At 41.8% G+C, this 22,143-nt stretch carries 17 protein-coding genes and 2 tRNA genes; 8 read left to right on the top strand and 11 right to left on the bottom strand.

Annotation, left to right across the window (positions count from 1 at the left end; genetic code table 11):
• Together SD449_RS18025 and SD449_RS18020 are read left to right on the top strand one after the other, a co-directional pair.
• Positions 1–1,068 carry a DNA cytosine methyltransferase gene (locus tag SD449_RS18025; RefSeq protein ID WP_318312571.1) on the top strand — a complete coding sequence of 356 codons (1,068 nt, stop codon included), beginning with the start codon at positions 1–3 and terminating at the stop codon, positions 1,066–1,068.
• A complete protein-coding gene (locus SD449_RS18020) occupies positions 1,058–2,074 on the top strand; it encodes a restriction endonuclease PLD domain-containing protein (RefSeq protein WP_318312570.1) in 1,017 nt (338 codons plus the stop codon). Before SD449_RS18025 ends, SD449_RS18020 begins: the two co-directional genes overlap by 11 nt.
• A gap of 102 nt (positions 2,075–2,176) precedes the next feature.
• Here the strand turns inward: SD449_RS18020 and SD449_RS18015 are convergent, their stop codons facing one another.
• Positions 2,177–3,274: a hypothetical protein gene (locus SD449_RS18015; protein ID WP_318312568.1), complete on the bottom strand. Its 1,098-nt coding sequence runs from the start codon at positions 3,272–3,274 to the stop codon at positions 2,177–2,179.
• A gap of 1 nt (position 3,275) precedes the next feature.
• The gene (locus SD449_RS18010) at positions 3,276–4,070 is read right to left on the bottom strand and encodes an RNA polymerase sigma factor (protein WP_318312567.1); all 795 of its coding nucleotides are present in this window, start codon (positions 4,068–4,070) and stop codon (positions 3,276–3,278) included.
• A 195-nt stretch (positions 4,071–4,265) separates the two neighbouring features.
• Here SD449_RS18010 and SD449_RS18005 point away from each other — a divergent pair, with 195 nt between their 5' ends.
• Positions 4,266–4,664 carry a helix-turn-helix domain-containing protein gene (locus SD449_RS18005; RefSeq protein WP_318312566.1) on the top strand — a complete coding sequence of 133 codons (399 nt, stop codon included), beginning with the start codon at positions 4,266–4,268 and terminating at the stop codon, positions 4,662–4,664.
• Between the two features lie 189 nt (positions 4,665–4,853).
• On the opposite strand, the gene mobB is transcribed toward SD449_RS18005, so the two are convergent.
• The 6 genes from mobB to SD449_RS17975 all read right to left on the bottom strand — a co-directional run bounded on the left by mobB (position 4,854) and on the right by SD449_RS17975 (position 10,532).
• Positions 4,854–5,876, bottom strand: coding sequence for a MobB family relaxase (gene mobB / locus SD449_RS18000; protein ID WP_318312564.1), 1,023 nt, complete (start codon positions 5,874–5,876; stop codon positions 4,854–4,856).
• A gap of 5 nt (positions 5,877–5,881) precedes the next feature.
• Positions 5,882–6,466, bottom strand: a complete 585-nt coding sequence (locus SD449_RS17995) for a BfmA/BtgA family mobilization protein (protein WP_318312562.1) — start codon at positions 6,464–6,466, stop codon at positions 5,882–5,884.
• Between the two features lie 263 nt (positions 6,467–6,729).
• Positions 6,730–7,968, bottom strand: a complete 1,239-nt coding sequence (locus SD449_RS17990; protein WP_318312560.1) for a site-specific integrase — start codon at positions 7,966–7,968, stop codon at positions 6,730–6,732.
• A 226-nt stretch (positions 7,969–8,194) separates the two neighbouring features.
• Positions 8,195–8,269 (bottom strand) — tRNA-Pro (locus tag SD449_RS17985).
• Positions 8,270–8,300: 31 nt separating this feature from the next.
• Positions 8,301–8,384, bottom strand: a tRNA-Ser gene (locus SD449_RS17980).
• Between the two features lie 111 nt (positions 8,385–8,495).
• Positions 8,496–10,532, bottom strand: coding sequence for an HD family phosphohydrolase (locus SD449_RS17975; RefSeq protein WP_318312558.1), 2,037 nt, complete (start codon positions 10,530–10,532; stop codon positions 8,496–8,498).
• Positions 10,533–10,647: 115 nt separating this feature from the next.
• Between SD449_RS17975 and SD449_RS17970 the strand changes: the two genes are divergently transcribed.
• Both SD449_RS17970 and SD449_RS17965 read left to right on the top strand, forming a co-directional pair.
• Positions 10,648–11,823, top strand: a complete 1,176-nt coding sequence (locus tag SD449_RS17970) for an acetyl-CoA C-acyltransferase (protein WP_318312557.1) — start codon at positions 10,648–10,650, stop codon at positions 11,821–11,823.
• Positions 11,824–11,843: 20 nt separating this feature from the next.
• Complete coding sequence (locus SD449_RS17965) at positions 11,844–12,596, top strand: C40 family peptidase (RefSeq protein WP_318312556.1); 753 nt, start codon at positions 11,844–11,846, stop codon at positions 12,594–12,596.
• A gap of 50 nt (positions 12,597–12,646) precedes the next feature.
• On the opposite strand, the gene SD449_RS17960 is transcribed toward SD449_RS17965, so the two are convergent.
• On the bottom strand, positions 12,647–13,909 hold the full coding sequence (locus SD449_RS17960) for a tetratricopeptide repeat protein (RefSeq protein WP_318312554.1): 1,263 nt from the start codon (positions 13,907–13,909) through the stop codon (positions 12,647–12,649).
• Positions 13,910–13,959: 50 nt separating this feature from the next.
• A complete protein-coding gene (gene gyrA, locus SD449_RS17955; RefSeq protein WP_318312553.1) occupies positions 13,960–16,488 on the bottom strand; it encodes a DNA gyrase subunit A in 2,529 nt (842 codons plus the stop codon).
• 261 nt (positions 16,489–16,749) lie between these two features.
• Here gyrA and SD449_RS17950 point away from each other — a divergent pair, with 261 nt between their 5' ends.
• From SD449_RS17950 to SD449_RS17940, 3 genes are all read left to right on the top strand, one after another.
• Positions 16,750–19,305, top strand: coding sequence for an ATP-dependent Clp protease ATP-binding subunit (locus SD449_RS17950; RefSeq protein WP_318312552.1), 2,556 nt, complete (start codon positions 16,750–16,752; stop codon positions 19,303–19,305).
• A gap of 197 nt (positions 19,306–19,502) precedes the next feature.
• Positions 19,503–19,943, top strand: coding sequence for a BLUF domain-containing protein (locus tag SD449_RS17945; protein WP_318312550.1), 441 nt, complete (start codon positions 19,503–19,505; stop codon positions 19,941–19,943).
• 193 nt (positions 19,944–20,136) lie between these two features.
• Positions 20,137–20,556 carry an STAS/SEC14 domain-containing protein gene (locus SD449_RS17940; RefSeq protein WP_318312549.1) on the top strand — a complete coding sequence of 140 codons (420 nt, stop codon included), beginning with the start codon at positions 20,137–20,139 and terminating at the stop codon, positions 20,554–20,556.
• Here SD449_RS17940 and SD449_RS17935 read toward each other — a convergent pair.
• Positions 20,553–22,088: an NAD(P)H-hydrate dehydratase gene (locus SD449_RS17935; RefSeq protein ID WP_318312548.1), complete on the bottom strand. Its 1,536-nt coding sequence runs from the start codon at positions 22,086–22,088 to the stop codon at positions 20,553–20,555. The genes SD449_RS17940 and SD449_RS17935 overlap by 4 nt on opposite strands.
• Positions 22,089–22,143: the final 55 nt, after the last annotated feature.

Genomic DNA, 22,143 nt, shown 5'->3' with positions numbered 1-22,143 from the left:
ATGGAAATTAAAGAACCTCAATTGCGAATTTACTCGCCAACCAACAACAATATAAAAGTCTCGAATCATAAGGAAAATTTGGATGTTATTTCACTTTTTTCAGGTTGTGGTGGAATGGATTTAGGATTCCATCAGGCAGGTTTTAATATAAAATGGGCAAACGATATTGAGCAAAGGGCCTGTGAAACCTATGCTAAAAATATTGGAAACCATATTGTTTGTGGAGATATTACACAGATGGACTACTCTCAAATACCAGATGCCGATTTAATTTTAGGTGGTTTTCCTTGTCAAGATTTTTCCATGATATGGAAACGAGGTGGAATTACAACGGATAGAGGAAATCTCTATCAAAATTTTGTTGAAATAGTTTCCCAAAAGCAACCATTAATGTTTGTTGCAGAAAATGTAAAAGGAATTCTAACGGCGAATAAGAAAAAAGCCATACAACAAATAATCAAAGATTTTTCCGAAACTGGCGATTATGGTTATAGTACCACCGCACATTTGATAAATTTTGCGGATTATGGTGTTGCGCAGCTTAGAGAGCGTGTTCTTATTATCGGAGTAAGAAAGGATTTGGATGCGTTTTTTGATATTCCGGCACCAACAAGAGATTCCAATAATTACTTATCCTCAAAAGAAGCCCTAAAAGGAGTTAATAAAGTAAAATACAATAATGAACATCAGAATATTCAACCAAATACAATAGAAAAATTAAAATTAATCCCTCCCGGTGGTAATTTCACTGATATTCCAAAAAGTTCTCCTCACTATGTTAAAGGCATGATTTCTCATGTTTACAGAAGACTTCATCCCAATAAACCATCAACAACTATTATTGCAGCAGGTGGTGGAGGTACTTGGGGTTACCATTTTGATGAACCTAGACCATTAACAAATCGTGAAAGAGCTAGATTATTTGGTTATCCTGATGATTTTGTATTTGAGGGTACAATTTCAGAGGTAAGAAAGCAAATTGGTAATTCAGTCCCGCCCTCTGGCATTCTACCCTTTGCACAGCATATTAAAACGTTTTTAGAAAGTATAAAAGCCAATGTACACTAATGTTCAAAAACATGGAGGGGATTTTCGAAGAATATTGGACAGAGAATTTACCACTTCCAAGAATGTAACCATAGCCTCAGGTTATGCTTCATTAGATGTAATTAATGCGTTTGAAAAACCCTTTGTAGAAATTGCAAAAAATGGAGGTACTTCCCGCCTACTATTGGGAATGGCATTTTACGAAGGGTTAAGTCAAAAAAAACTAGATGCAGTTACAAAATTAAATACTGCCTTAAAGGTTTTTGGTAATGATTCAGGTGTTTTCGTTACCAATGGAAGAAGATATCATGGAAAGGTATATCTATTTGATAAAAAAGATGTCTCTAACATTTATGTTGGTTCATCCAACTTCTCTTCCAGTGGCACTAAAGGTAATATAGAGTGTACGATGCCCATCCTGAATGAAGATCAAAAAGTAGATTTAGTTGCATTCTTAAATGATCTTTATTCTCCCTCATATTCTATATCAATAGATGAAGCTGAGATAACAGTTCCAGGGAAAAAGAAAATTGTTTTAGATAAAGTTGAGAGACTTTGGGCAAATCTAAAAAAATACGATCCAACCAGTATTAATGTGAAAGGACTTCCAAAATTTATTTTCCCTTTGGAGAGGGTAGCCGAAAAGGAAAAATCTAACTTAAATGTTTATTTTGGTAAAGGTAGATGGAGTCGCACAACAGGTAAAATCAAACCTAGGCCTTGGTACGAGATTGAATTAATAGCTAGTAATGATCTTAATTCTCAGACATTTTATCCAAAAGGTGATTTCCTAGCTTATACAGATGATGGCTTAATAATCCCGATGAGAACACAAGGTGATTATTACAAAAACATTCGTTCAAAAGACAGCTTGCAAATTTTCGGAATTTGGTTGAAAGGAAAATTAGAAAGAAGTGGTGTTTTGAAAAAATATGAACCAGTGACACAGGAAACCCTTGAAGAATATGGGAATGACAAATTAACTTTTTATAAATTTGAGGAAGGGAAATATTATATGCAGTTTTAGATGTAAAGAATAAGAGAGCCCACGCGTTGTATATGCCTTTAGCATTTAGTGAGTGCCATTGACCTCACCTTACGGGTGTACAAGCACCCTCAACCATTCTATTCAATCAATAATAAGTTCTAGACCAGCTTTCTTTGCTTTATATTTTATCTTGGTCATCAAATCATAATAACCCCAATTTCTTAATACAAATCCCTCCTCCTTAGCAATCTCAGTTTTTTCCTCTTGATTCAAGAGTATGAGAGTTCCGGCTCTATGTTTAACACAAAAATCAATCAACCTCCGACTAAATACATGCAAACGGTTATGGACATAGTTAAGTTCAGTTTGACCAAGTCTGTCAACTGCCTTTAGTTTTCTTTTGATGCCTTTACCCGATTTGGAATAGGTTGCCCCGATCTTTGCCCGTCTGTGTGCCGATTGTATCGCCAGTCTTCTGTATAAGAATTCTTCCTTTGTGCCAATGGTAAGCCTTGCCTTACCAATCTTTACAACAATAGGATATTCAAGCGACAAAGAAGCCTCTGCAATAATCTCCGGTCTTAGGTCGTTCCTTTCCTTTTCAATTGCAAATACTGCCAAAAAGAAAATCTTGCCATCCTTTAGCTTTATGTGTGATGTGCACAGCTTAGTCTTGCCCTGAACTAACCGCTCCAACAATGTCCGTTTATCTGTAAAATCCTTTCCCAAATAGGTCTTAAATGGAATCTGAAACAAACGGAAACAGAAAGCTTTTTTCTCTTCGTTATAGTGTAATCCACTCATACCCTCCAAGTCAAAAGGGAAGGCCATATCTCTCCTGAAGTTTTTCAAAGAACGTTCACCGTTCCAATACTCTGGTCTGTTCTTCTTGAAAGATGAAATCAAAGCTTGGTTCAGATTGGATAATATGTTTGTGGGGATTTCTCCTTTAAAACGATTAGATACAACGCGATAGGTGGTGTTGGTCCTAGAACGGTTAAGGATTCCTTGTTCATCCTTCTTTTCATCTGCCAATTTATATTTTATGCCATCCGATAGGTAAAAGAATTCCCTTATCATTTCCTGAACATACAGATGGGTAACTATAAGGTTAGCTGCCCTAAAGCATCTATTTTGCCACTGGTACAGTTTGTCCAAAGCCTCTTTTTTTTCTTCTTTGGTAGGGAGGTCTATCAGTAGTTGGATCTTTCGAGTGAGTTTTAGCGTTGACTTTTCCATGTTAGGCTGATTGCAATTGATGTTTTGCTTCCATTAGCCTATAGGCTATCATGAATTCTTGATGCACCTCCTTTTGGGAGAGATTAAGTTCGTTGGCTATTTCGGAAAAGGAATAACTTAGCTCGCAACGCATTTTAAGCACCCTTGCTTGCTCTTCGGTCATCTCACCAGTAAACTTTATCTCATCTGTCTTGTTGCTACTGGAATCAAGCTTATTTCCATGATGAAGGATGGTTTTAATAACTTCAATGGCTTCCTTTATTTCTCTACAGGTTTCATTGATACCTTTTCCCATTGCTTTGGAAATGGCCTTATACTGAAAGCCGTATTTCAAACACAGATTGATTACATGCCTTTTGCTGTCATCTAATAAAGGTAGGACGCGTATGATACTTTCGAATTTCTCTTGTTCCCCTTCCTGTAATTTAAAATTATTATTGTCTTCAGCAGGGTCATACCCGACCATATAGTCTTGGTAATTCTCATAACTTTCCAACGAGTGGACTTTCCTGAAAAACCTGTTCTTAGGGCGTGTATAGTATGTAATGCACTCCCTTTTCATCACAAACCGCAAGAAAAAATAAATGTGTTTGGGGGATTCCAAACTGTCCCTATTCACCCACAACTTTAAGAATACATCTTGCACCAACGTTTCCACAACAAAACCATCATTGAGAAAGCTCTTTCCTAACCAGAAAATCTGTCTGTGATATTTGGTGTAGATTTCCGTAAAAGAGTTGGAACAACCCTTTTTTAGGCATTCATAGCATTCTTCTAGAGTATGGTGGTTTTCCATGCGTTTGTTCTTTGGTATTCCTTGGTGTTGGTCAACTCCTCATTCTTTGGTTTGGAATTTTTCCAAGCTGAAATTTTCGTTTAAATTAGTCGTGTAGATTAGTGTAACCCACCATAATTGATTGTAAATTACACGAAGTAGCTTGTATTTTACCAAAAAGAGGGGACAACAGAATATTATCAATATCTTTAAGTTATGCCGACAGAAACAAAAACCAATCATATAGGACGGAAGATTGCTCGAATCAGAGAACTCCGGGGAATGAAGCAAGAAACCCTTGCGGAAGAACTGGGAATTAGTCAGCAGAGTGTCTCAACCTTGGAAAAAAGTGAAACCATTGAGGATAAAAAACTTGAAGAAGTTGCAAAGGCTTTGGGAGTAACCAAGGAGGGAATTGAGAATTTTTCAGAAGAAGCTGTTTTTAATTACTTCAACAATTTTTATGAAAACAGTGCACCGCATGGCAATAGTTTTAATCAAGGGCCATACCCTACCTTCAATCCTTTGGAGAAAGTAGTTGAACTCTACGAACGTCTTGTTCAAGCTGAAAAAGATAAGGTCGCTTATTTAGAAAAGCTATTGGACAAGAAATAGCCCTATACTTTGAACCAAACCTTCTTATAGAAGTTTCATTCAAAAAAGCGAACGGAACGCAGTGAAGTGCTGCAAGCGTCCCAAATCCTTACCCCAACTTTTGCGCATGGATCCTATCGGGTTTTTGTAGTGTTCGGAAGGATAAGCGTAAAGCAAAAACACGATAGGGCGCAACCTACTTTTTGGATTTCAGTAGCCCATATCCTCACCTGTGCCCCTAGCCTTATCAATGCCCTTTCCAAGTGCTTTGATGATCTTGGCCGCCATTTGTACTTTATTGGAGGGTATACTAGGAGCTTTGACCCCCATCTTCTTAAGCAGTTTAAAGGCCATGTCCTTTTCCTTCGTGGGCAGTCCCATGACCTTCGCAAAGAACTTCCCCGGCTCCTTGGCATAGGCCTTTCTCCCAACATAGGATTCCACATAGTTCCTTTTGAAGCCCGTTGTTTTATCAAAAGTCTTTTCGGCAGCTTGGTAAAAGCTGTCCCTATCAAAACCTCTCTTGACCGTCTTTCCGTTCAGTTCCACTTCGGATGCCTTGTGCTTTGCCATGGGTGAAAGCGTATAGGTGTTCGTCACGTCCCTTCTGCTGACGATGATATGGATATGGGTCTGTGGCCCCTCTTTTTGCATTCCGGCTGCCACCAATTGCCCGTTCTGTTTGTGTGGGGCCAATCTTTCTTGCTCTTTGATTCTTTTTTCAAGCTCATTGACATTTCCAATGGACTCGCCCCGTTCCACCTTCCGTATCTCGTTCCTGAGCCTTGCTATTTCACCTCGATAGGGCGCATTCTCCTGAACCTGTTTGTCAAAGCCCCTATAGGTGCGTTCATGTTCAATCTTGGCGTAATATTTCAGGTTCTCGGCCTTGACCTCTTGATTGCGATGGAAACTCTTGGCATAGTCCTCCATGAGTTTCCTTGTATATTCCCTTAACATATTTGGGTCATTTCCGATGGCCTTCAGTTCCCTTTGATTGGGACTGACCACTATGGAATAGAATTTCGGATCTTTCTGCCTCAACTTGGCCGTATTGGCATCTATTTCATCGATGACCGTCTGAGGGCTTACGCTATCATTTTCTTGGTCAAAGAATTCCTCCCTGAGTTCGGGTAACCTATCCTCGTTTTCCTTTTCAAGATAATCCACATAGTTCCCTACACTGGAGTTGTAGGTGCTGCCCATTTTCTGTGCTGAGATGGTAAGGTACATGGACGTTATTTTAATTGGTACTTTAAATTTTCAAAATCCTCGATGCCTATATTGATCTTGAGATATGGCTTCCCCATCATTGGCTCCACCTTCTCAACATTATGGAGGATTTCATTGCAGTGTTTTTTATATTCTTTGAATTCTTGCAGTATCCTGTCATGTTCTGTTTTCGGAACGGTATTCCTTGGCTCCAAAAAATCCATTCGCTCTTCCTGTACCTTGATGGGTTCACGTTTAGGTTTCCTCCCATCCTTTACATAGGCTTCGTAAAGAATGAGCATCATTTCGTAGGTGGGCCTGATACTGGTCTTTTCCATGTTCTTGATTATGGCAATGAGCCTATCGAATTTTTTCATCATCTGACGCTCTAATTTTTTGATGCTGTCAAGGATGATCTTTGTTCCCTCCCCAAAAGGATCAAGGTTGTTCTCCTTGAAGTATTGTATCATTCCATCCAACACCTCACTATGGGATTTGCCGAACTTTTTGGAATAGCTGCGAAAGCGTGTGGCCGTTTCTTTCCTTATGGTGATGTTTGAATAACCACTGGTTCCTTTCTTTGTTCTGTCATTTGTTGATTGCTTTTCCATAGGTGTGATTTTTTTTTTGCATCAAATTGCGTCAATTTTTGCGTCAAAAATTTTCAGTGTTTACAGGGCTTCCCAAAGGGTTTACTGTAGATTTCAAAAAAGTCTACTGTAGCCCCTGATTTTGCAAAGTATTTCAAAACCTATTCAATTGACTGGTTTTCAACTTGTTGGAGACCCGAAAACAACCGTGATGGCGCAATTTGCGCATCACCCTCTTGCTATTCCCTACGTCCCGCAAGCGGGACCTAATGAATACTACCTTATCATCCTTCGGCTGATCGGCTAGTTTGCATATGATCTATTAGGTTTTGCATGTCCTCCCCTATCTTGTGTTCCAGTACCTTTGCATAGATCTGGGTAGTGGACAGTTTGGTATGGCCCAGCAGTTTAGAGACTGTTTCTATCGGGACTCCATTGGATAGCGTTACAGTTGTTGCAAAAGTGTGCCTTGCAGTATGGAATGTGACCCTTTTATGGATTCTACAGGCTTTACTGATCTCCTTCAGATAGAAATTTACCTTCTGATTGCTGAAAACGGGTAAAAGGACATTTTTGATTTTCCTCTCAGAAGATCCTTCATATTTCTTGATGATTTCCCTTGCCTTAGGTAGCAATGGTATTTTGAGCCTTTCATCGGTCTTCAACCTCTTGGTGAACAACCAATCATTTCCATCTATTCCCTTCATAACATTGTCGGGAGAAAGTGCTTTTACGTCAATGTAGGACAGGCCGGTATAACAGGAAAAGAGGAAAACATCCTTTGTCTTTTCAACGCCTGGCTTTGTAAAACTGGTTTCTTCAATGAGTCCAAGTTCCCTTTTCGTCAAATGTTCCCTTTGGGCTTTGACAAAATGCAGTTTATAGTTCTCAAAGGGATCCTTTGAGACCCATTCCAACCTGACTGCCAACCTTGACATTTTCTTAAGGCGTTCCATGTGCTTCATGGCCCCGTTGTTGGTGCATTTGGTTCGTGTGGATGGTCTGTACTTTCTTAGGTACTGCTCAAAGTCGGATAGAAAACGGTAGTTCAACTTTTTGAGCTTTATGTCCTCAATCCCATATTCCTCTTTTAAAAAGAGGCTTATGCACCGTTCGGTAATATGGTAGTTCTTTCTGGTTCCGGGGCGCAATGAGGTGTGCATGGTTCCATTGTGGTAGGCAATCAATTGCTTCAATGTCTTGCCCCCCTCATCTTCCCCAAAGAACCTTGCCTTTATGGCCAATGGAGTGATTACCTTATCTTCTGCCATCAATAGCCTATGGGCCTCATGCAAACCCGTATAGATTTGGTCTAGGTATTTGTTAAGTGAGATAACGTAATTGGAATATCCTTTGCCCCTCTTTCGGTTATTGTCCCATAACTTGGCTTTTATTTCCCGATTTATGCTAAAATCGGTGCGCTCACCATCAATGGTGATTCTGCAATACACAATTCGGTTCTCGGATTGAACCTTGTGCTTTCTTGTAAAGAAATTGATTGATAAACGATTGTTTTTCTGCATGTCGTAACGTTTTGAACTGTTAATACTGTGAAAGCCAAAACACAATAAAAATGGTTCCAAAAGTCATTTAAAGTTACAACAAGAACTGTAAGTGTTTGCTCCCGATGGGAACACGCTTGATATGATTTTAGATGGTATTAAATGAATTCAAACGATATGCTTAAAAACACAAAACACTGAAAATCATAAGATTAACAGTGTTTTGATTTTACTTAAATAAGTTAAGTCGGGGTGGCAGGATTCGAACCTGCGACCTCCTGCTCCCAAAGCAGGCGCGATAACCGGGCTACGCTACACCCCGAAAATTAATTCTATTATTACTAAGGAAAAAGCGGAGAGACTGGGACTCGAACCCAGGCAGCACTTACGCGCTGACAGATTAGCAATCTGCTCCGTTACCACTCCGGCACCTCTCCTGTTTTTTAATATGAACGTGCATTCAAAAATGCGGATGCAAATGTACCTTTTCAGAAGTAAGATCGCAACTATTTTGTCATTTTTTTATTGGAAGTTTTATAACTCCCTTGCTATTCAGGATATTCGACCCGTAAATGATAGATATTGGTGAGCTTTTGCTTCAATACTTTCTTTACCATTTCTATCTCCTTCAGGGTAATGTTCGCATTTAAATACTGGTTCGCCTGCATCTGTCCCTTCACTATTTTCTCCACAAACTCATCAATTATTATGAAGGTGGGATTTTTCAAACTCTTGGAGGCGGCCTCCACGGCATCGGACATCATCAAAATGGCGGTTTCCTTGGAAAATGGAATAGGCCCAGGATATCTAAAGTCATCCGCATCCACTTCAGGATCCATCTCCTGCTGTTTTTTAAAGAAATAATACACCAAGGTAGTCCCGTGATGTGTCCTTATAAAATCAATGATACGATCGGGAATATTGTTCTTTCTCGCTATTTCAATGCCATTGATCACATGGTCGATAATAATTTTTGCACTTTCTTTTGGAGGGAGGTCATCATGAGGATTGACACTGGTAATTTGGTTTTCAGTGAAGTAAGTAGGACGTTCCATTTTTCCAATATCGTGATAAAGTGCCCCAACCCTTACCAGCATGGCATTGGCTCCTATCTCGTTCGCTGCTGCCTCGGCAAGGTTGGCAACTTGAAGGGAGTGGTGGAATGTTCCCGGCGCCTTATCGGAAAGTTCTTTGAGCAATTTGGAGTTGGTGTCGGATAGCTCCAAAAGGGAAACATCGGAAATCAATCCGAATATTTTTTCGAACATGTAGATCAAAGGCTGCGCAAAAAGGGTCAGCAATCCATTCAGCACAAAAACGCCGAATAAGACCCACTCTATATTTTGAAGGTTCCCTTCATGAATGGCATGGAACGCAAAATAGCCTACAATATAGATCAAGGTAATCTGACCTACGGATATAAACAGGTTTGCTCTTTTATAAAGCTCGGAAGCCGTTAAAATGGTCACTATACCGGCAATGATCTGCAGAAAGATATACTCAAAGCTGTTCGGGACCACAAAGCCCAAAATCAGAACAGTCAATACATGTACAAAGAGCCCCAAACGGGCATCAAAAAAGTTTTTCAGCACCAACGGCAAAATACACAGCGGCACTACATATATGTAATTTTCGTAGTGCTTCACCATTAATGTCGTGGCCAAAACCATCAACAGTATATTGAAAAATATAAAGGTTACCTTGTTATTGTTCTTGAAAATTTCATTTCGATACCTTTTCAGAAAAAGAAATAGCATCACCAGGACCAGGGCCACCAAAATGGTATAGCCCAAAAGGATAAAATAGTAATTGCTCCCCATCCACAGCTCCGATTCATATTCATCTTTGAGGGAACTCAATATTTTGAAATCCTCCGACTCCACGATTTCCCCTTTGGCAATGATCAACATGCCTTGATTCACCTCTCCCCTGGTAAAGGATATTTTGGACAGTTCATCGTTCAACGCACTTTGCGTTAAGGATTCATCGTAAAACAGATTTGCCTTGAGACCGTTCCTTAAAATGCCTTGCAATAGTTGGGACCCGTCCAAATTTCTTTCTGAAAGTATTTTGGACACTTCCCTTTTGGCCTGTTCAATACTCAAATAATCATCGGGAGAAATGGGAGTGGCCTCGTTGTTCTTGACGACAACGACGGATTCCGATTCGGGAAGGTTCTGAAAAACACCGTTGGCGTAGATTTCATCAATAATGTCGTCCGCTAGTTTCCGAAGCGCTCTTTTTTGCTGTGATGAGTAGTTTTCCGACCGAAAACGTTCATTAAGTTCCTGTTCCACCTCGGTCTTTATTCCGGAAAGCAAGGAAACATTGTACGTATAGTATTCGGTCTTATTTATTCGGATGGAGGACTGCTCCTCTTCTATTTCTTCCTTGGTCTTTTGAATGGAGAAGTCCATTGGGGCATAAAGGTTCTCATATTGCCAAGGTTTACCTCTTTGAAACTCGTATTTGAACTTCCCGCCCTTGGGGAAAAAAAACACAATGAGCCCTACGGATACAACATATAGGAAATACTTGTAAACAAGCGATTGGTGTTTGTAAACATTATCCAAAGTTTTTCCCATTCCCTAATACTGTGTTAGCTCCAAAAATAGAAAATATATATCACAAGTCCGTTGCCATGATTGCTAATAGGTTTGCATTTAAATTTAGTATTTTCGCAGGAGTAAAAATGCACATATGAAAAAAGTAGTGATTGTTTCGGCAGCCAGAACACCCATTGGGAGTTTTATGGGAGCATTATCCACTGTTCCGGCACCACGATTGGGAGCGGTCGCCATTAAGGGGGCCCTGGATAAAATAAATCTAAAGCCAGAGCTTGTTGAAGAAGTTTTGATGGGCAATGTGGTCCAGGCCGGTACAGGTCAGGCACCAGCTAGACAAGCCGCTATATATGCAGGTATTCCCAATACCGTTCCTTGTACCACGGTCAATAAAGTGTGTTCTTCCGGTATGAAAACCATTATGCAGGGAGCCCAATCCATTGCCTTGGGCGAGAACTCGATCGTAGTTGCGGGAGGAATGGAGAATATGAGCCTGATTCCCCATTATGCCTATATGAGAAGTGCCACCAAATTTGGGCCGGCCACTTTGGTTGATGGAATGCAGAAGGATGGACTGGTGGATGCCTATGACCAAAATGCTATGGGAGTCTGTGCAGACGCCTGTGCCACGGAATACAAATTCAGTAGGGAAGATCAGGATGCCTACGCCATCCAGTCATACAAACGCTCCGCAGAAGCATGGAAGGCCGGGAAGTTTGATAATGAGGTGGTACCGGTAGAAGTTCCACAAAGAAGAGGGGAACCTATTGTGGTAAGCGAGGACGAGGAATACAAAAATATCATGTTGGAGAAAGTACCTGCGCTAAGACCTGCATTTTCAAAAGATGGTACGGTAACAGCCGCCAACGCATCGACAATTAACGATGGTGCCGCAGCCGTGGTGCTCATGAGCGAGGAAAAAGCCAAAGAGTTGGGACTTGAACCATTGGCCACCATTAAAGGCTATGCAGATGCGGCCCACGAACCTGAATGGTTTACCACGGCCCCTGCAAAGGCTCTTCCAAAAGCGTTGGACCGCGCCGGAGTCTCCATCGAAGACATTGATTTTTTTGAGTTCAACGAAGCGTTTTCCGTGGTTGGCCTGGCCAATATGAAAATTCTTGGTCTCAACGACTCCAATGTCAATGTGAACGGTGGCGCCGTTTCTTTGGGACATCCTTTGGGTTGTTCGGGAGCACGAATCACCATCACATTATTGAATATATTAAAACAGAACAATGCCAAATTGGGCGCTGCAGCCATTTGTAATGGTGGTGGTGGAGCTTCTTCCATTGTTTTGGAAAGAAATTAGTGATTCAATCTGTACCTTAAATGCAATATGGAATTTGTCCTCTAAGTATTGTTCCCATTAGAACAAATCCGGACCATTGTGCCGAAATGTCGTCCCAATTGCTATATGGGGAGCATTTCAAAGTTCTGGAGAGCAGAAAAAAATGGAGCAGGGTAAGAACAGCTTACGACAGTTTCGAGGGGTGGATATCGAATAACCAATTTACATTTGTTTCCGAAGAGACCTATAACGAAATCGAAGCGTTGGAGGCCCAGAAAATATGCTCCGATGTTATATCCCATATTTGTACCTCAGACAATATGCTATTGCCCATTCTTATGGGTTCCATGGTCAATTCCCCCGAATTATTGAACCACACGTTCGAAGGAAGTGTACATTCAGGGAAAAATCCCAAAGACAGTCTTGTGGATACAGCCATCATGTACCTGAAGGCCCCTTTCTTGGCCGGGGGCAAAACGCCTTTCGGGGTCGACTGTTCCGGGTTCACCCAAATGGTCTATAAAATCAATGGATATTCCTTGGAACGTACCGCGGAGGAACAATCCAAACAAGGTGAGGCCTTAAGTTTTATTGAGGAGAGCGAACCGGGCGATCTCGCCTTTTTTGATAATCAGGAAGGAATCATTGACCATGTGGGCATTATTTTGAGGGACAACTACATTATCCATGTAAACGGTCATGTCCGTATCGATAGAATCGACCACACGGGAATCTTTAATTCGGATGAAAAACTGTATACCCATCAACTCCGGGTAATTAAAAAAGTGATATAAAAAAGCCCCGATACGTATCGGGGCTTTTTTTTGAAAGGGTAATAGGATGATTATTCTCCCAATAACTTTTTGATTCTCATGAAGTTTTCATTGTCTCCCAGAGCTCCATAGATATTTTTCAACTGGGTCAAGATGCTTTCGTTGTCCGGGTTAGACTGAAGAGCGTCTTCCAACACTGTTGCACCTTCCCTGAAAAGGCTGTCTTTTTTGTCCTTAAGCGCATCATACTTTGCGATATCTGCTTTGGAAGTTCCAAGCTGGTTCATCTCATCGATCAATCCGTTACCTTCGTTCACGTAGGTTGTGGAAAGGTTCAATAGTGCATTGATGTATCCTGGATCGATGGCAAGTGCTTTTTTATAGGCATCCCTTGCATCTTCCAAGTTTCCTTGTTCCATGTTGATTACACCAATGTTGTAAAGCAAATCGGCATTATCAGGAGCCATTGCAGAAGCTTTTCCCATCAATTCCTTGAACTTTTCCTTATCTCCCATGGAGTAATATAGATTGGCTTCACCAAGTACCAAGTTTACATCTTCGGGATTTTCCGCACGAGCATCGGCATAAGCTTCAATCGCTTTTTCGTTCTCTCCCATTTGTTGGTAGATCAACGCGATATTTTTTACGATTTCCGGCTTTTTGGATGGACTTACTTCTTCCATTGGATCTTTGTGGGTTCCTGCTTTCACATAAAGGTCACGAGTAGCCTTGTCCATGCTTTCGGTTTCTCCTGTTTCCACGTTCACCGCGGTATAGGTAACCGACTCGCCATTGTAGTTAAGATCTTTGAGTTCTTTGTAGTATTTCAAAGCTTCCTCATAATCCTGTCCGTTTACTGCGCTACTGGCTGCGTAGTACAGATAAACAGTATCTTTTGGGCTAAGGGTATAGCTCAAATAAAGTTTTTCAGCGGCTTCGCTAAATTTTTTGTTGTTATTGTCCTCAACTGCGGCATTGACCAAATCTGCGGTCATTTGACCCATTTTTTCCTTGGCCACGGAGGTATATTTTTCCTTACCGCTGGCTTCTTCCACGGCTATAACTTTGTTATAGGCATCCAAAGCAGATTGAAATGCCGACGCATCGCCTTTTTTGGCCAATTCGTAGTTTGCATTTCCTAAAAGAGCATAGTACTCAGCCTGATCTTTCTCCTTGGCTGATTCAATTGTGGAAGCGGCACTGGTCAAGGCAGCTTTTGCCGCTGCGGCATCACCATCCTTTAAAGCCTTTTCCGCTGCCTTCATCTCATCCTTCTGGGCAAAACCCATTGTGGAAATTCCTATGGCTAATAGTATTAATATTCTTGTTCTCATGTTAAAAATTGTAATTATTTAGTGTTTATCGATTATTACTTGATTTATATTTACTCTTTTTCGTCGGTGTTATCATCAATAGCCGTGCCATCTTCCCCTTTGACCTCGATATCCCTGATATCAACCTCATCCACGGGATCATCTTCTTTCATCACTTTGGCTACCGCCGCAATGGAATCGTTGTCCCTAAGGTTGATCAAACGGACACCCTGCGTGGCCCTTCCCATTACTCTTAGGTCCTCAACACCCATTCGGATGGCTATCCCGGACTTGTTGATGATCATAAGGTCATCCGTATCGGTCACGTTCTTTATGGCGACAAGACCTCCTGTTTTATCGGTAATGGATATGGTTTTGACACCCTTACCACCCCTATTGGTGATTCTGTAATCCTCAATATTGGAACGTTTTCCATAACCGTTTTCGGAAACGACCAAAATATTGTCCTCAAAGTTATGCACGGATACCATTCCAATAACTTCATCGTTCTTGCTGGCCAAGGTTATACCACGAACACCAGAGGCATTTCTACCCATGGGCCTGGTCTTGGATTCTTCAAAACGAATGGCTTTCCCTGATTTGAGGCCGAGGAATATCTGACTGGTACCCGTTGTTAGTTTAGCTTCGAGCAGTTCATCACCATCCCTTACTGTGATTGCGTTGATACCATTTTGACGAGGCCTTGAATATTGCTCCAAGGAAGTTTTTTTAACAGTACCTTTTTTGGTGGCCATGATCACAAAATGACTGTTCACATAGTCCTCATCTTTTAGGTCTTGTGTACAGATAAAGGCCTTCACTTTATCATTCTGTTCTATATTGATCAAATTTTGAATCGCTCTACCTTTGGAAGTCCTACTGCCTTCTGGAATTTCAAATACCCGCATCCAGAAACATTTACCGTTTTGGGTAAAGAACAGCATGTATTGATGGTTGGTCCCAACAAACAAATGCTCCAAGAAATCCTCATTTCGGGTAGAGGATGCTTTTTGACCGACACCTCCCCTATTTTGGGTTTTGTATTCGGACAAAGGCGTTCTTTTGATATAACCTGCATGCGATATGGTGATCACGACCTGCTCATCCGGAATCATGTCCTCAATGCTCAAATCGCCACCGGCGTAGTTGATCTCCGATCTTCTCTCATCTCCATACTTCTCCTTAACTTCAAGAAGCTCATCTTTGATGATCTGCATCCTACGCTCTTTCTTCTCCAAGATATCCTTAAGGTCTTCGATGGTCTTCAACAGCTCAGCATGCTCCTCTCGAAGTTTATCCTGTTCCAACCCAGTAAGCTGGCGCAAACGCATTTCCACGATTGCCTTGGCCTGAACCTCGGTGAGCTTGAACCGCTCGATCAAGTTGTTTCGGGCATCCTCAACATTCGAAGACCCCCTGATAATGGCGATTACCTCATCAATGTTATCGGAAGCAATGATCAATCCTTCCAAGATGTGTGCCCGGTCTTCTGCTTTTTTGAGCTCGAATTTGGTTCTGCGAACCACAACTTCGTGCCTGTGCTCCACAAAGTGGTGAATGATTTCCTTTAGGTTCAACAGCTCTGGTCTACCTTTGACCAGTGCAATATTGTTCACACTAAAGGACGATTGAAGCGCTGTATACTTGTACAGCATGTTCAATACTATGTTAGGAATGGCATCACGCTTTAAAATGTACACGATACGCATACCATTTCTATCGGACTCATCCCTAATATTGGATATGCCCTCAATTTTCTTTTCGTTGACCAGGTCGGCGGTCTTCTTTATCATATCCGCCTTGTTGACCTGATATGGGATTTCCGTCACCACGATACTCTCCTTGCCCTGTACCTCTTCAATAGTGGCCTTGGCGCGCATTACAACACGTCCGCGACCGGTATGAAAAGCCTCCTTTACACCATCATAGCCATAAATGAGACCTCCCGTTGGGAAATCTGGTGCTTTGATATGCGTAATGAGCTCATCGATTTCAATATCTGGATTGTTGATAAATGCTATGGTACCGTCCACTACCTCGGAAAGGTTGTGCGGCGGCATATTGGTAGCCATACCCACGGCAATTCCCGAAGCACCGTTCACCAATAAATTGGGTATACGGGTCGGCAAAACGGTAGGTTCCTCTATGGTATCATCAAAATTGAGTTGATGGTCCACCGTGTCCTTATCGATATCGGCCAACATCTCCTCCGCGATCTTGCGCATTTTGGCCTCTGTATAACGCATGGCCGCTGGGCTGTCCCCATCCACGGAACCAAAGTTACCTTGACCGTCAACAAGCATATACCTGAGACTCCATTCCTGGGCCATACGCACCATCGTGTCATAAACGGAAGAATCCCCATGCGGGTGATACTTCCCCAATACTTCCCCGACGATACGGGCCGATTTTTTATGCGAACTGTTGGACCTTACCCCTAAATCGTGCATTCCGTAGAGCACTCTTCGGTGAACTGGCTTTAAACCATCACGAACATCTGGCAGGGCACGTGACACAATGACCGACATTGAATAATCAATGTAGGCAGATTTCATCTCATCCTCAATGTTTATAGGAATTAACTTTTCTCCTTCCGCCATGCTTATTTATTATTGATTTTTTGTGGTTAAATTATCATGGCAATATACGGAAAATAGCAGCCTTTATAGCCCTTTGCGAATACTTTATTAAAAAAATTATCAACATTGCCGGTATTGACAACTATGTAATAATAAAGCTTTGTTAAAACCTTAAAAAACCTGAATTATTCCGACATTTACCACTACTTTATCGAATAAGGGTACAGTATTTGACCACCGTAACAATACTTTTATTAATTTTAATTGCTGAAAAAGAAACGTATGGACGACAATTTTTCCCCCCGAGTAAAAGACGTTATAGCATACAGCAAGGAAGAAGCCCTGCGATTGGGACACGATTTTATCGGAACGGAACACCTTATGCTAGGTCTTTTAAGAGACGGAAATGGCAAAGCCATAAATATATTGGACGCACTGGATGTGGATTTGGACCACCTTAGAAGAAAGGTGGAAATCCTAAGTCCGGCAAATCCTAATTCAGGAACAATGCAGAAGGATAAAAAGAACCTTCATTTGACCCGCCAAGCAGAACGGGCTTTGAAGACGACTTTTTTGGAAGCAAAGCTTTTCCAAAGTTCCTCCATCAATACGGCGCACTTGCTACTCTGTATCCTTAGAAACGAGAATGACCCGACAACCAAGTTGTTGCACAAACTGAAAGTGGATTATGACAACGTCAAAGAACAGTTCAAATCCATGATCACCAGTGACGACGATTATATAGATACCCCCCAGGCGGAATCTTTCCCCGGGGACACAGATGATATGGGAGACAGTAAAGAAAGTTCCTTTGGCTCAAGCGCCTCTCAAAAAGGAAACAAAAAATCCAAGACCCCGGTTCTGGACAATTTTGGTCGCGACCTAACACGATTGGCCGAGGAGAACAAATTGGACCCCGTTGTGGGAAGAGAAAAGGAAATCGAGAGAGTTTCCCAAATACTGAGCAGACGTAAAAAGAACAACCCGCTTCTAATTGGAGAACCTGGTGTTGGTAAAAGTGCCATTGCGGAAGGACTTGCATTGCGCATCATCAATAAGAAAGTATCCCGTATTCTCTACAACAAACGGGTAGTCACGTTGGATCTTGCTTCTTTGGTCGCCGGTACAAAGTACCGAGGGCAATTTGAGGAACGGATGAAGGCCGTGATGAACGAACTGGAAAAGAATGATGACATTATTTTGTTCATCGACGAGATACATACCATTGTAGGGGCCGGTGGTGCCACAGGAAGTTTGGATGCATCCAACATGTTCAAACCTGCATTGGCCAGGGGCGAAATTCAATGTATCGGAGCGACCACCCTTGATGAATACCGACAGTACATCGAAAAAGATGGTGCATTGGAACGCCGTTTCCAAAAAGTCATGGTAGAGCCCACCACGGTGGAAGAAACCATCGAAATTTTGAAGAACATCAAGGGCAAGTACGAAGACCACCATAATGTCAACTACACGGACGAAGCAATTTTGGCCTGTGTAAAATTGACCAACCGCTACATGACGGACCGTTTTCTTCCGGATAAGGCCATCGATGCCCTGGACGAAGCAGGATCAAGGGTACACATAGTCAATATGGATGTTCCAAAACAAATATTGGAACTGGAAAGCCAGCTTGAAGATGTTCGTGAACTAAAGAACAGTGTTGTAAAAAAACAGAAGTACGAAGAGGCCGCCAAACTTAGGGACGACGAAAAACGTCTAGAAAAAGAACTGGCGACCGCACAAGAAAGCTGGGAAGAAGAAAGCAAATTACACAGGGAAACCGTAACCGAGGACAATGTTGCCGATGTTGTTTCCATGATGAGCGGCATCCCCGTGAACAGAATAGCACAGACAGAAAGCAACAAATTGGCCGAACTGCCCAACCTTATCAAAGGTTTTGTTATCGGTCAAGATGAGGCAGTGACCAAAGTGGCCAGGGCCATTCAACGGAACAGGGCAGGTCTTAAGGATCCCAACAAACCTATAGGTTCGTTCATTTTCTTGGGTCAGACAGGTGTGGGCAAAACCCAGTTGGCCAAGATTTTGGCCAAAGAACTATTTGATTCCGAAGACGCGTTGATACGAATCGATATGAGCGAGTACATGGAAAAATTCGCCATATCCCGATTGGTAGGTGCACCTCCCGGATACGTAGGCTATGAAGAAGGTGGACAGCTGACAGAAAAAGTACGTCGCAAACCTTATTCCGTGGTACTATTGGACGAGGTGGAAAAAGCACACCCAGACGTATTCAACATGCTGTTGCAAGTATTGGATGATGGTTTCCTTACAGATAGCCTTGGACGGAAAATCGATTTTAGGAACACTATCATTATCATGACATCCAACATTGGAGCGCGACAGTTGAAGGATTTTGGACAAGGTGTTGGTTTTGGTACCGCAGCAAAAAAAGCACAGGCGGACACCCACCAAAAAAGTGTGATCGAAAACGCGCTTAAAAAGGCTTTCGCCCCAGAATTTTTGAACAGGATAGACGACGTTGTGGTTTTCAATCCATTGGAAAGGGAAGACATCCACAAAATCATTGATATTGAACTGAACAAGCTATATTCGAGGATAAAGGATATTGGTTACAACTTAAACCTTACCGATAAAGCAAAAGACTATATCGCGGACAAAGGTTTTGACAAACAGTATGGCGCCAGGCCCCTCAAAAGAGCAATTCAAAAATATATCGAGGACACGTTGGCCGAAGAGATCGTGAACTCCAAGTTGGAAGAAGGCGATAGCATTTTTATGGATTTGGACGAGAAAAAAGAAGAACTCACCATAAAAATCAAAAAAGCCGAGAAATCACCGGAAACCGAAAAGTAATTTCAATAATTTATAACAATAGAAAAAAGCTGATGAGAGTCAGCTTTTTTTTTGTTCCAAAAACTTCTAAGCTTTTGATTTGATATGGATTCAAACATAAAAGACCGACCACTTAGCAAAAAAAATCACAATTTAATCAAACTGCTTGTCCATTGCCCTCTAAAAAATTAAGTTTGGAATTTATTTAACCGTAATCAATGACCTACACGCTAACCTACGAGTCGGTAATCGTAGAACCAATGAACAGCCACGAAATGGGCCTCTTATTAGAACAATCCCGAAACAACAACATACGCGACAATATAACAGGTTGCCTTATTTACTATATGGGTGGATTTATTCAGGTTCTGGAAGGGGAAAAAACAAAAGTCCTTGACCTTTATGAAAAGATTAAGTTGGACAAACGCCACAAGAATGTACACATGTTCTCTGAAGATGACAATGTGGAAAGGAGTTTCCCCAATTGGGGCATGGCTTATTACCCTATTGATGCCAACACTACGAACAAAAGTGAGTTTGAACAGTTCAAGAGGAATTTGTTGCTTTTAGCCGATTTCACCGAACCAAAACATCTTACCGCAAAATTATTCTGGGACAGGACAAAGTTTTTGATTACCAATCCGCCCAAAGATCTTTAGATCGGTATCATGTCCAAATGTAAAAATCAGGGAAACGGTAGCATCATTTTAAAACAGCCAAAGACACCCTAGACCTTTATTTATGCCCGCAAATTACCGTACATAAGATATTTTAGCGTTTAATCTATTATTTTTCCCCACACCTGCCTTCCCCTATAATTTTATGCTTGAGACACTATAATTACACTTGGGGATGAAAATAACTTCTACAAAGAAGACAGTAGTGGTACGCGAGTATCAGCTGGAGGTTGGAACCGTTCAGGTTTTTGATGACTACATGGTTGCTTCTTTTGATGAAGGTGCCACGATAACATTGGAGAGGACCTATCAAATCATTGGTATTTCGGAAATACACTTTAGGGACAGGGATTTTGGGTATATCAGCCTAAGAAAGAATTCCTATGCCATAGATCCCACCGTCTATAATTATTTGCGGGGCTTGACCAACCTCAAGGCATTTGCCATCGTTTCCAAAAAGGAAATAGACATGCACAATTTCAACATTGAGAAAATGTTCTATAAAAAACCTATGGAATTTTTTATAGAGTTCGATAATGCTTTGGCGTGGGTCAAGAAAAAAATTAGCAGCAAAAAAGGAAGAAAAAACACCTAGCTATTCTCCCGCTGTTCCACTTCGGGTTGACGAAATAATTCAGAATAAGCATTTCCGATATTATCCACGATACCCGAAGCCTTCAAAGCCTCATAACCGCCCGTAGATGCACCGAGGTCACCTGCCAAACCGTGCAGGTACACTCCAAACATTGCGGCCTCCACCGGAGCGTAGCCCTGCGCCAACAATCCGGTTATCATGCCCGTAAGCACATCCCCGCTTCCAGCGGTTGCCATTCCCGGATTGCCCGTGGTATTCACATAGCCTTTATCGTTGAATATGGTAATGGTGTGGGCACCTTTGATCACCACAACAACATTATGTTCAGAAGCAAAAGCCTTGGCTTTTTCCAATTTTTCAAAATCAGAATCCCAATATCCGATCAACCGCTCCAACTCCTTCGAATGCGGTGTCAGCACAGAAAGCTCGGGAACATCCTTCAGCATTTCCGGATTTTGCGATAAAATATTTAACCCATCCGCATCAATGACCATGGGTGATTTGCTTTTCTTCAAAAAAGAACCGAACGCGGCAACCGTATCATCCTCCATGCCTATCCCCATCCCAATGCCCACGACCGATGCCCTAAAAGGCACTTCAATCTCGGAGATGCTCTTTTCCCGTGACCCTGTAAGCACCATAACTTCGGGGATCGCTGTTTGGAGGGAAGTATATCCGCATTTGGGCACAAAAGCCGTAACAAGTCCGCTCCCAACGGTCAAACAAGCATTGCTTGCCAATTGCACCGCTCCTATTTTACCATAACTGCCGCCTACGATCAAGGCATGGCCATACGTTCCCTTATGGGTAAATTTGAGCCTGGGACGGTACAATGGCAATACTTCCGGCCTACCAATAAGTTCAAAATCAGTTTCCGTCTTGGCCATATACTCTTGGTCCAACCCAATATCAAGAATTTCCCATTGATTGACATAAATCCCGGTTTCCGGCAAAAAGAAAACCAATTTAGGCACCTGAAAACTCAGCACATAATTGGCTCGGACAACATAGGAAGGCTCCCACGGACTTCTATCCACCGGTAATCCGGAAGGTATGTCCACGGAAAGCGTAAAAGCTTGGGACGCATTGATGTGCTGTATCAAACGGCCCACCCATGCATCGGGGGCCCGGTTGAGGCCTATACCAAAAATTGCATCCACTATAATATCGTTGCTTGATATTTCTGGCAGCTCACTTTCCTCATTGATAAAGTCCGGCCAAACCTTACTGTCCTTTAAGCGTTCCAAATTCAATAAAAAATCTTCGGAGCGCTTATCGCTATAATTTACTACGTGTACCTTAATGGAGTACCCATGTTCCTGCAATTTTCTGGCCAGTACCATTCCATCTCCACCATTGTTGCCAATACCACAAAACAACTGAATATTTACCTGGGTGCCCCGCAAACGGGAATGCATCCATTCAAACAGTTGGGTCGCGGCCCGTTCCATAAGTTCGTCGCTTTTTATGTTCTCCTTTTGAATTGTAGATTTATCAGCTTCGTAGATTTGTTCGGCAGAAAATATTTTCATTCAGCAAAAAAAATTGGTTATTGATAAAGATTTCGCAAAAAACAGCATCAATGAT

The sequence above is a fragment of the Flagellimonas crocea genome (assembly GCF_033441595.1).
GTDB lineage: Bacteria > Bacteroidota > Bacteroidia > Flavobacteriales > Flavobacteriaceae > Flagellimonas > Flagellimonas crocea.
This window is presented reverse-complemented; position numbering and strand designations above follow the sequence as displayed.

Excerpts from the sequence above, each read along its gene's own strand:
- SD449_RS17995 (WP_318312562.1), bottom strand. The coding sequence starts at position 6,466 with ATGGAAAAGCAATCAACAAATGACAGAACAAAGAAAGGAACCAGTGGT.
- SD449_RS18005 (WP_318312566.1), top strand. The coding sequence starts at position 4,266 with ATGCCGACAGAAACAAAAACCAATCATATAGGACGGAAGATTGCTCGA.
- SD449_RS17970 (WP_318312557.1), top strand. The coding sequence starts at position 10,648 with ATGAAAAAAGTAGTGATTGTTTCGGCAGCCAGAACACCCATTGGGAGT.
- gyrA (WP_318312553.1), bottom strand. The coding sequence starts at position 16,488 with ATGGCGGAAGGAGAAAAGTTAATTCCTATAAACATTGAGGATGAGATG.
- SD449_RS18025 (WP_318312571.1), top strand. The coding sequence starts at position 1 with ATGGAAATTAAAGAACCTCAATTGCGAATTTACTCGCCAACCAACAAC.
- SD449_RS17965 (WP_318312556.1), top strand. The coding sequence starts at position 11,844 with ATGCAATATGGAATTTGTCCTCTAAGTATTGTTCCCATTAGAACAAAT.
- SD449_RS17945 (WP_318312550.1), top strand. The coding sequence starts at position 19,503 with ATGACCTACACGCTAACCTACGAGTCGGTAATCGTAGAACCAATGAAC.
- SD449_RS17990 (WP_318312560.1), bottom strand. The coding sequence starts at position 7,968 with ATGCAGAAAAACAATCGTTTATCAATCAATTTCTTTACAAGAAAGCAC.
- SD449_RS17935 (WP_318312548.1), bottom strand. The coding sequence starts at position 22,088 with ATGAAAATATTTTCTGCCGAACAAATCTACGAAGCTGATAAATCTACA.
- SD449_RS18020 (WP_318312570.1), top strand. The coding sequence starts at position 1,058 with ATGTACACTAATGTTCAAAAACATGGAGGGGATTTTCGAAGAATATTG.
- SD449_RS18010 (WP_318312567.1), bottom strand. The coding sequence starts at position 4,070 with ATGGAAAACCACCATACTCTAGAAGAATGCTATGAATGCCTAAAAAAG.
- SD449_RS17940 (WP_318312549.1), top strand. The coding sequence starts at position 20,137 with ATGAAAATAACTTCTACAAAGAAGACAGTAGTGGTACGCGAGTATCAG.
- SD449_RS17950 (WP_318312552.1), top strand. The coding sequence starts at position 16,750 with ATGGACGACAATTTTTCCCCCCGAGTAAAAGACGTTATAGCATACAGC.
- SD449_RS17960 (WP_318312554.1), bottom strand. The coding sequence starts at position 13,909 with ATGAGAACAAGAATATTAATACTATTAGCCATAGGAATTTCCACAATG.
- SD449_RS18015 (WP_318312568.1), bottom strand. The coding sequence starts at position 3,274 with ATGGAAAAGTCAACGCTAAAACTCACTCGAAAGATCCAACTACTGATA.
- mobB (WP_318312564.1), bottom strand. The coding sequence starts at position 5,876 with ATGTACCTTACCATCTCAGCACAGAAAATGGGCAGCACCTACAACTCC.
- SD449_RS17975 (WP_318312558.1), bottom strand. The coding sequence starts at position 10,532 with ATGGGAAAAACTTTGGATAATGTTTACAAACACCAATCGCTTGTTTAC.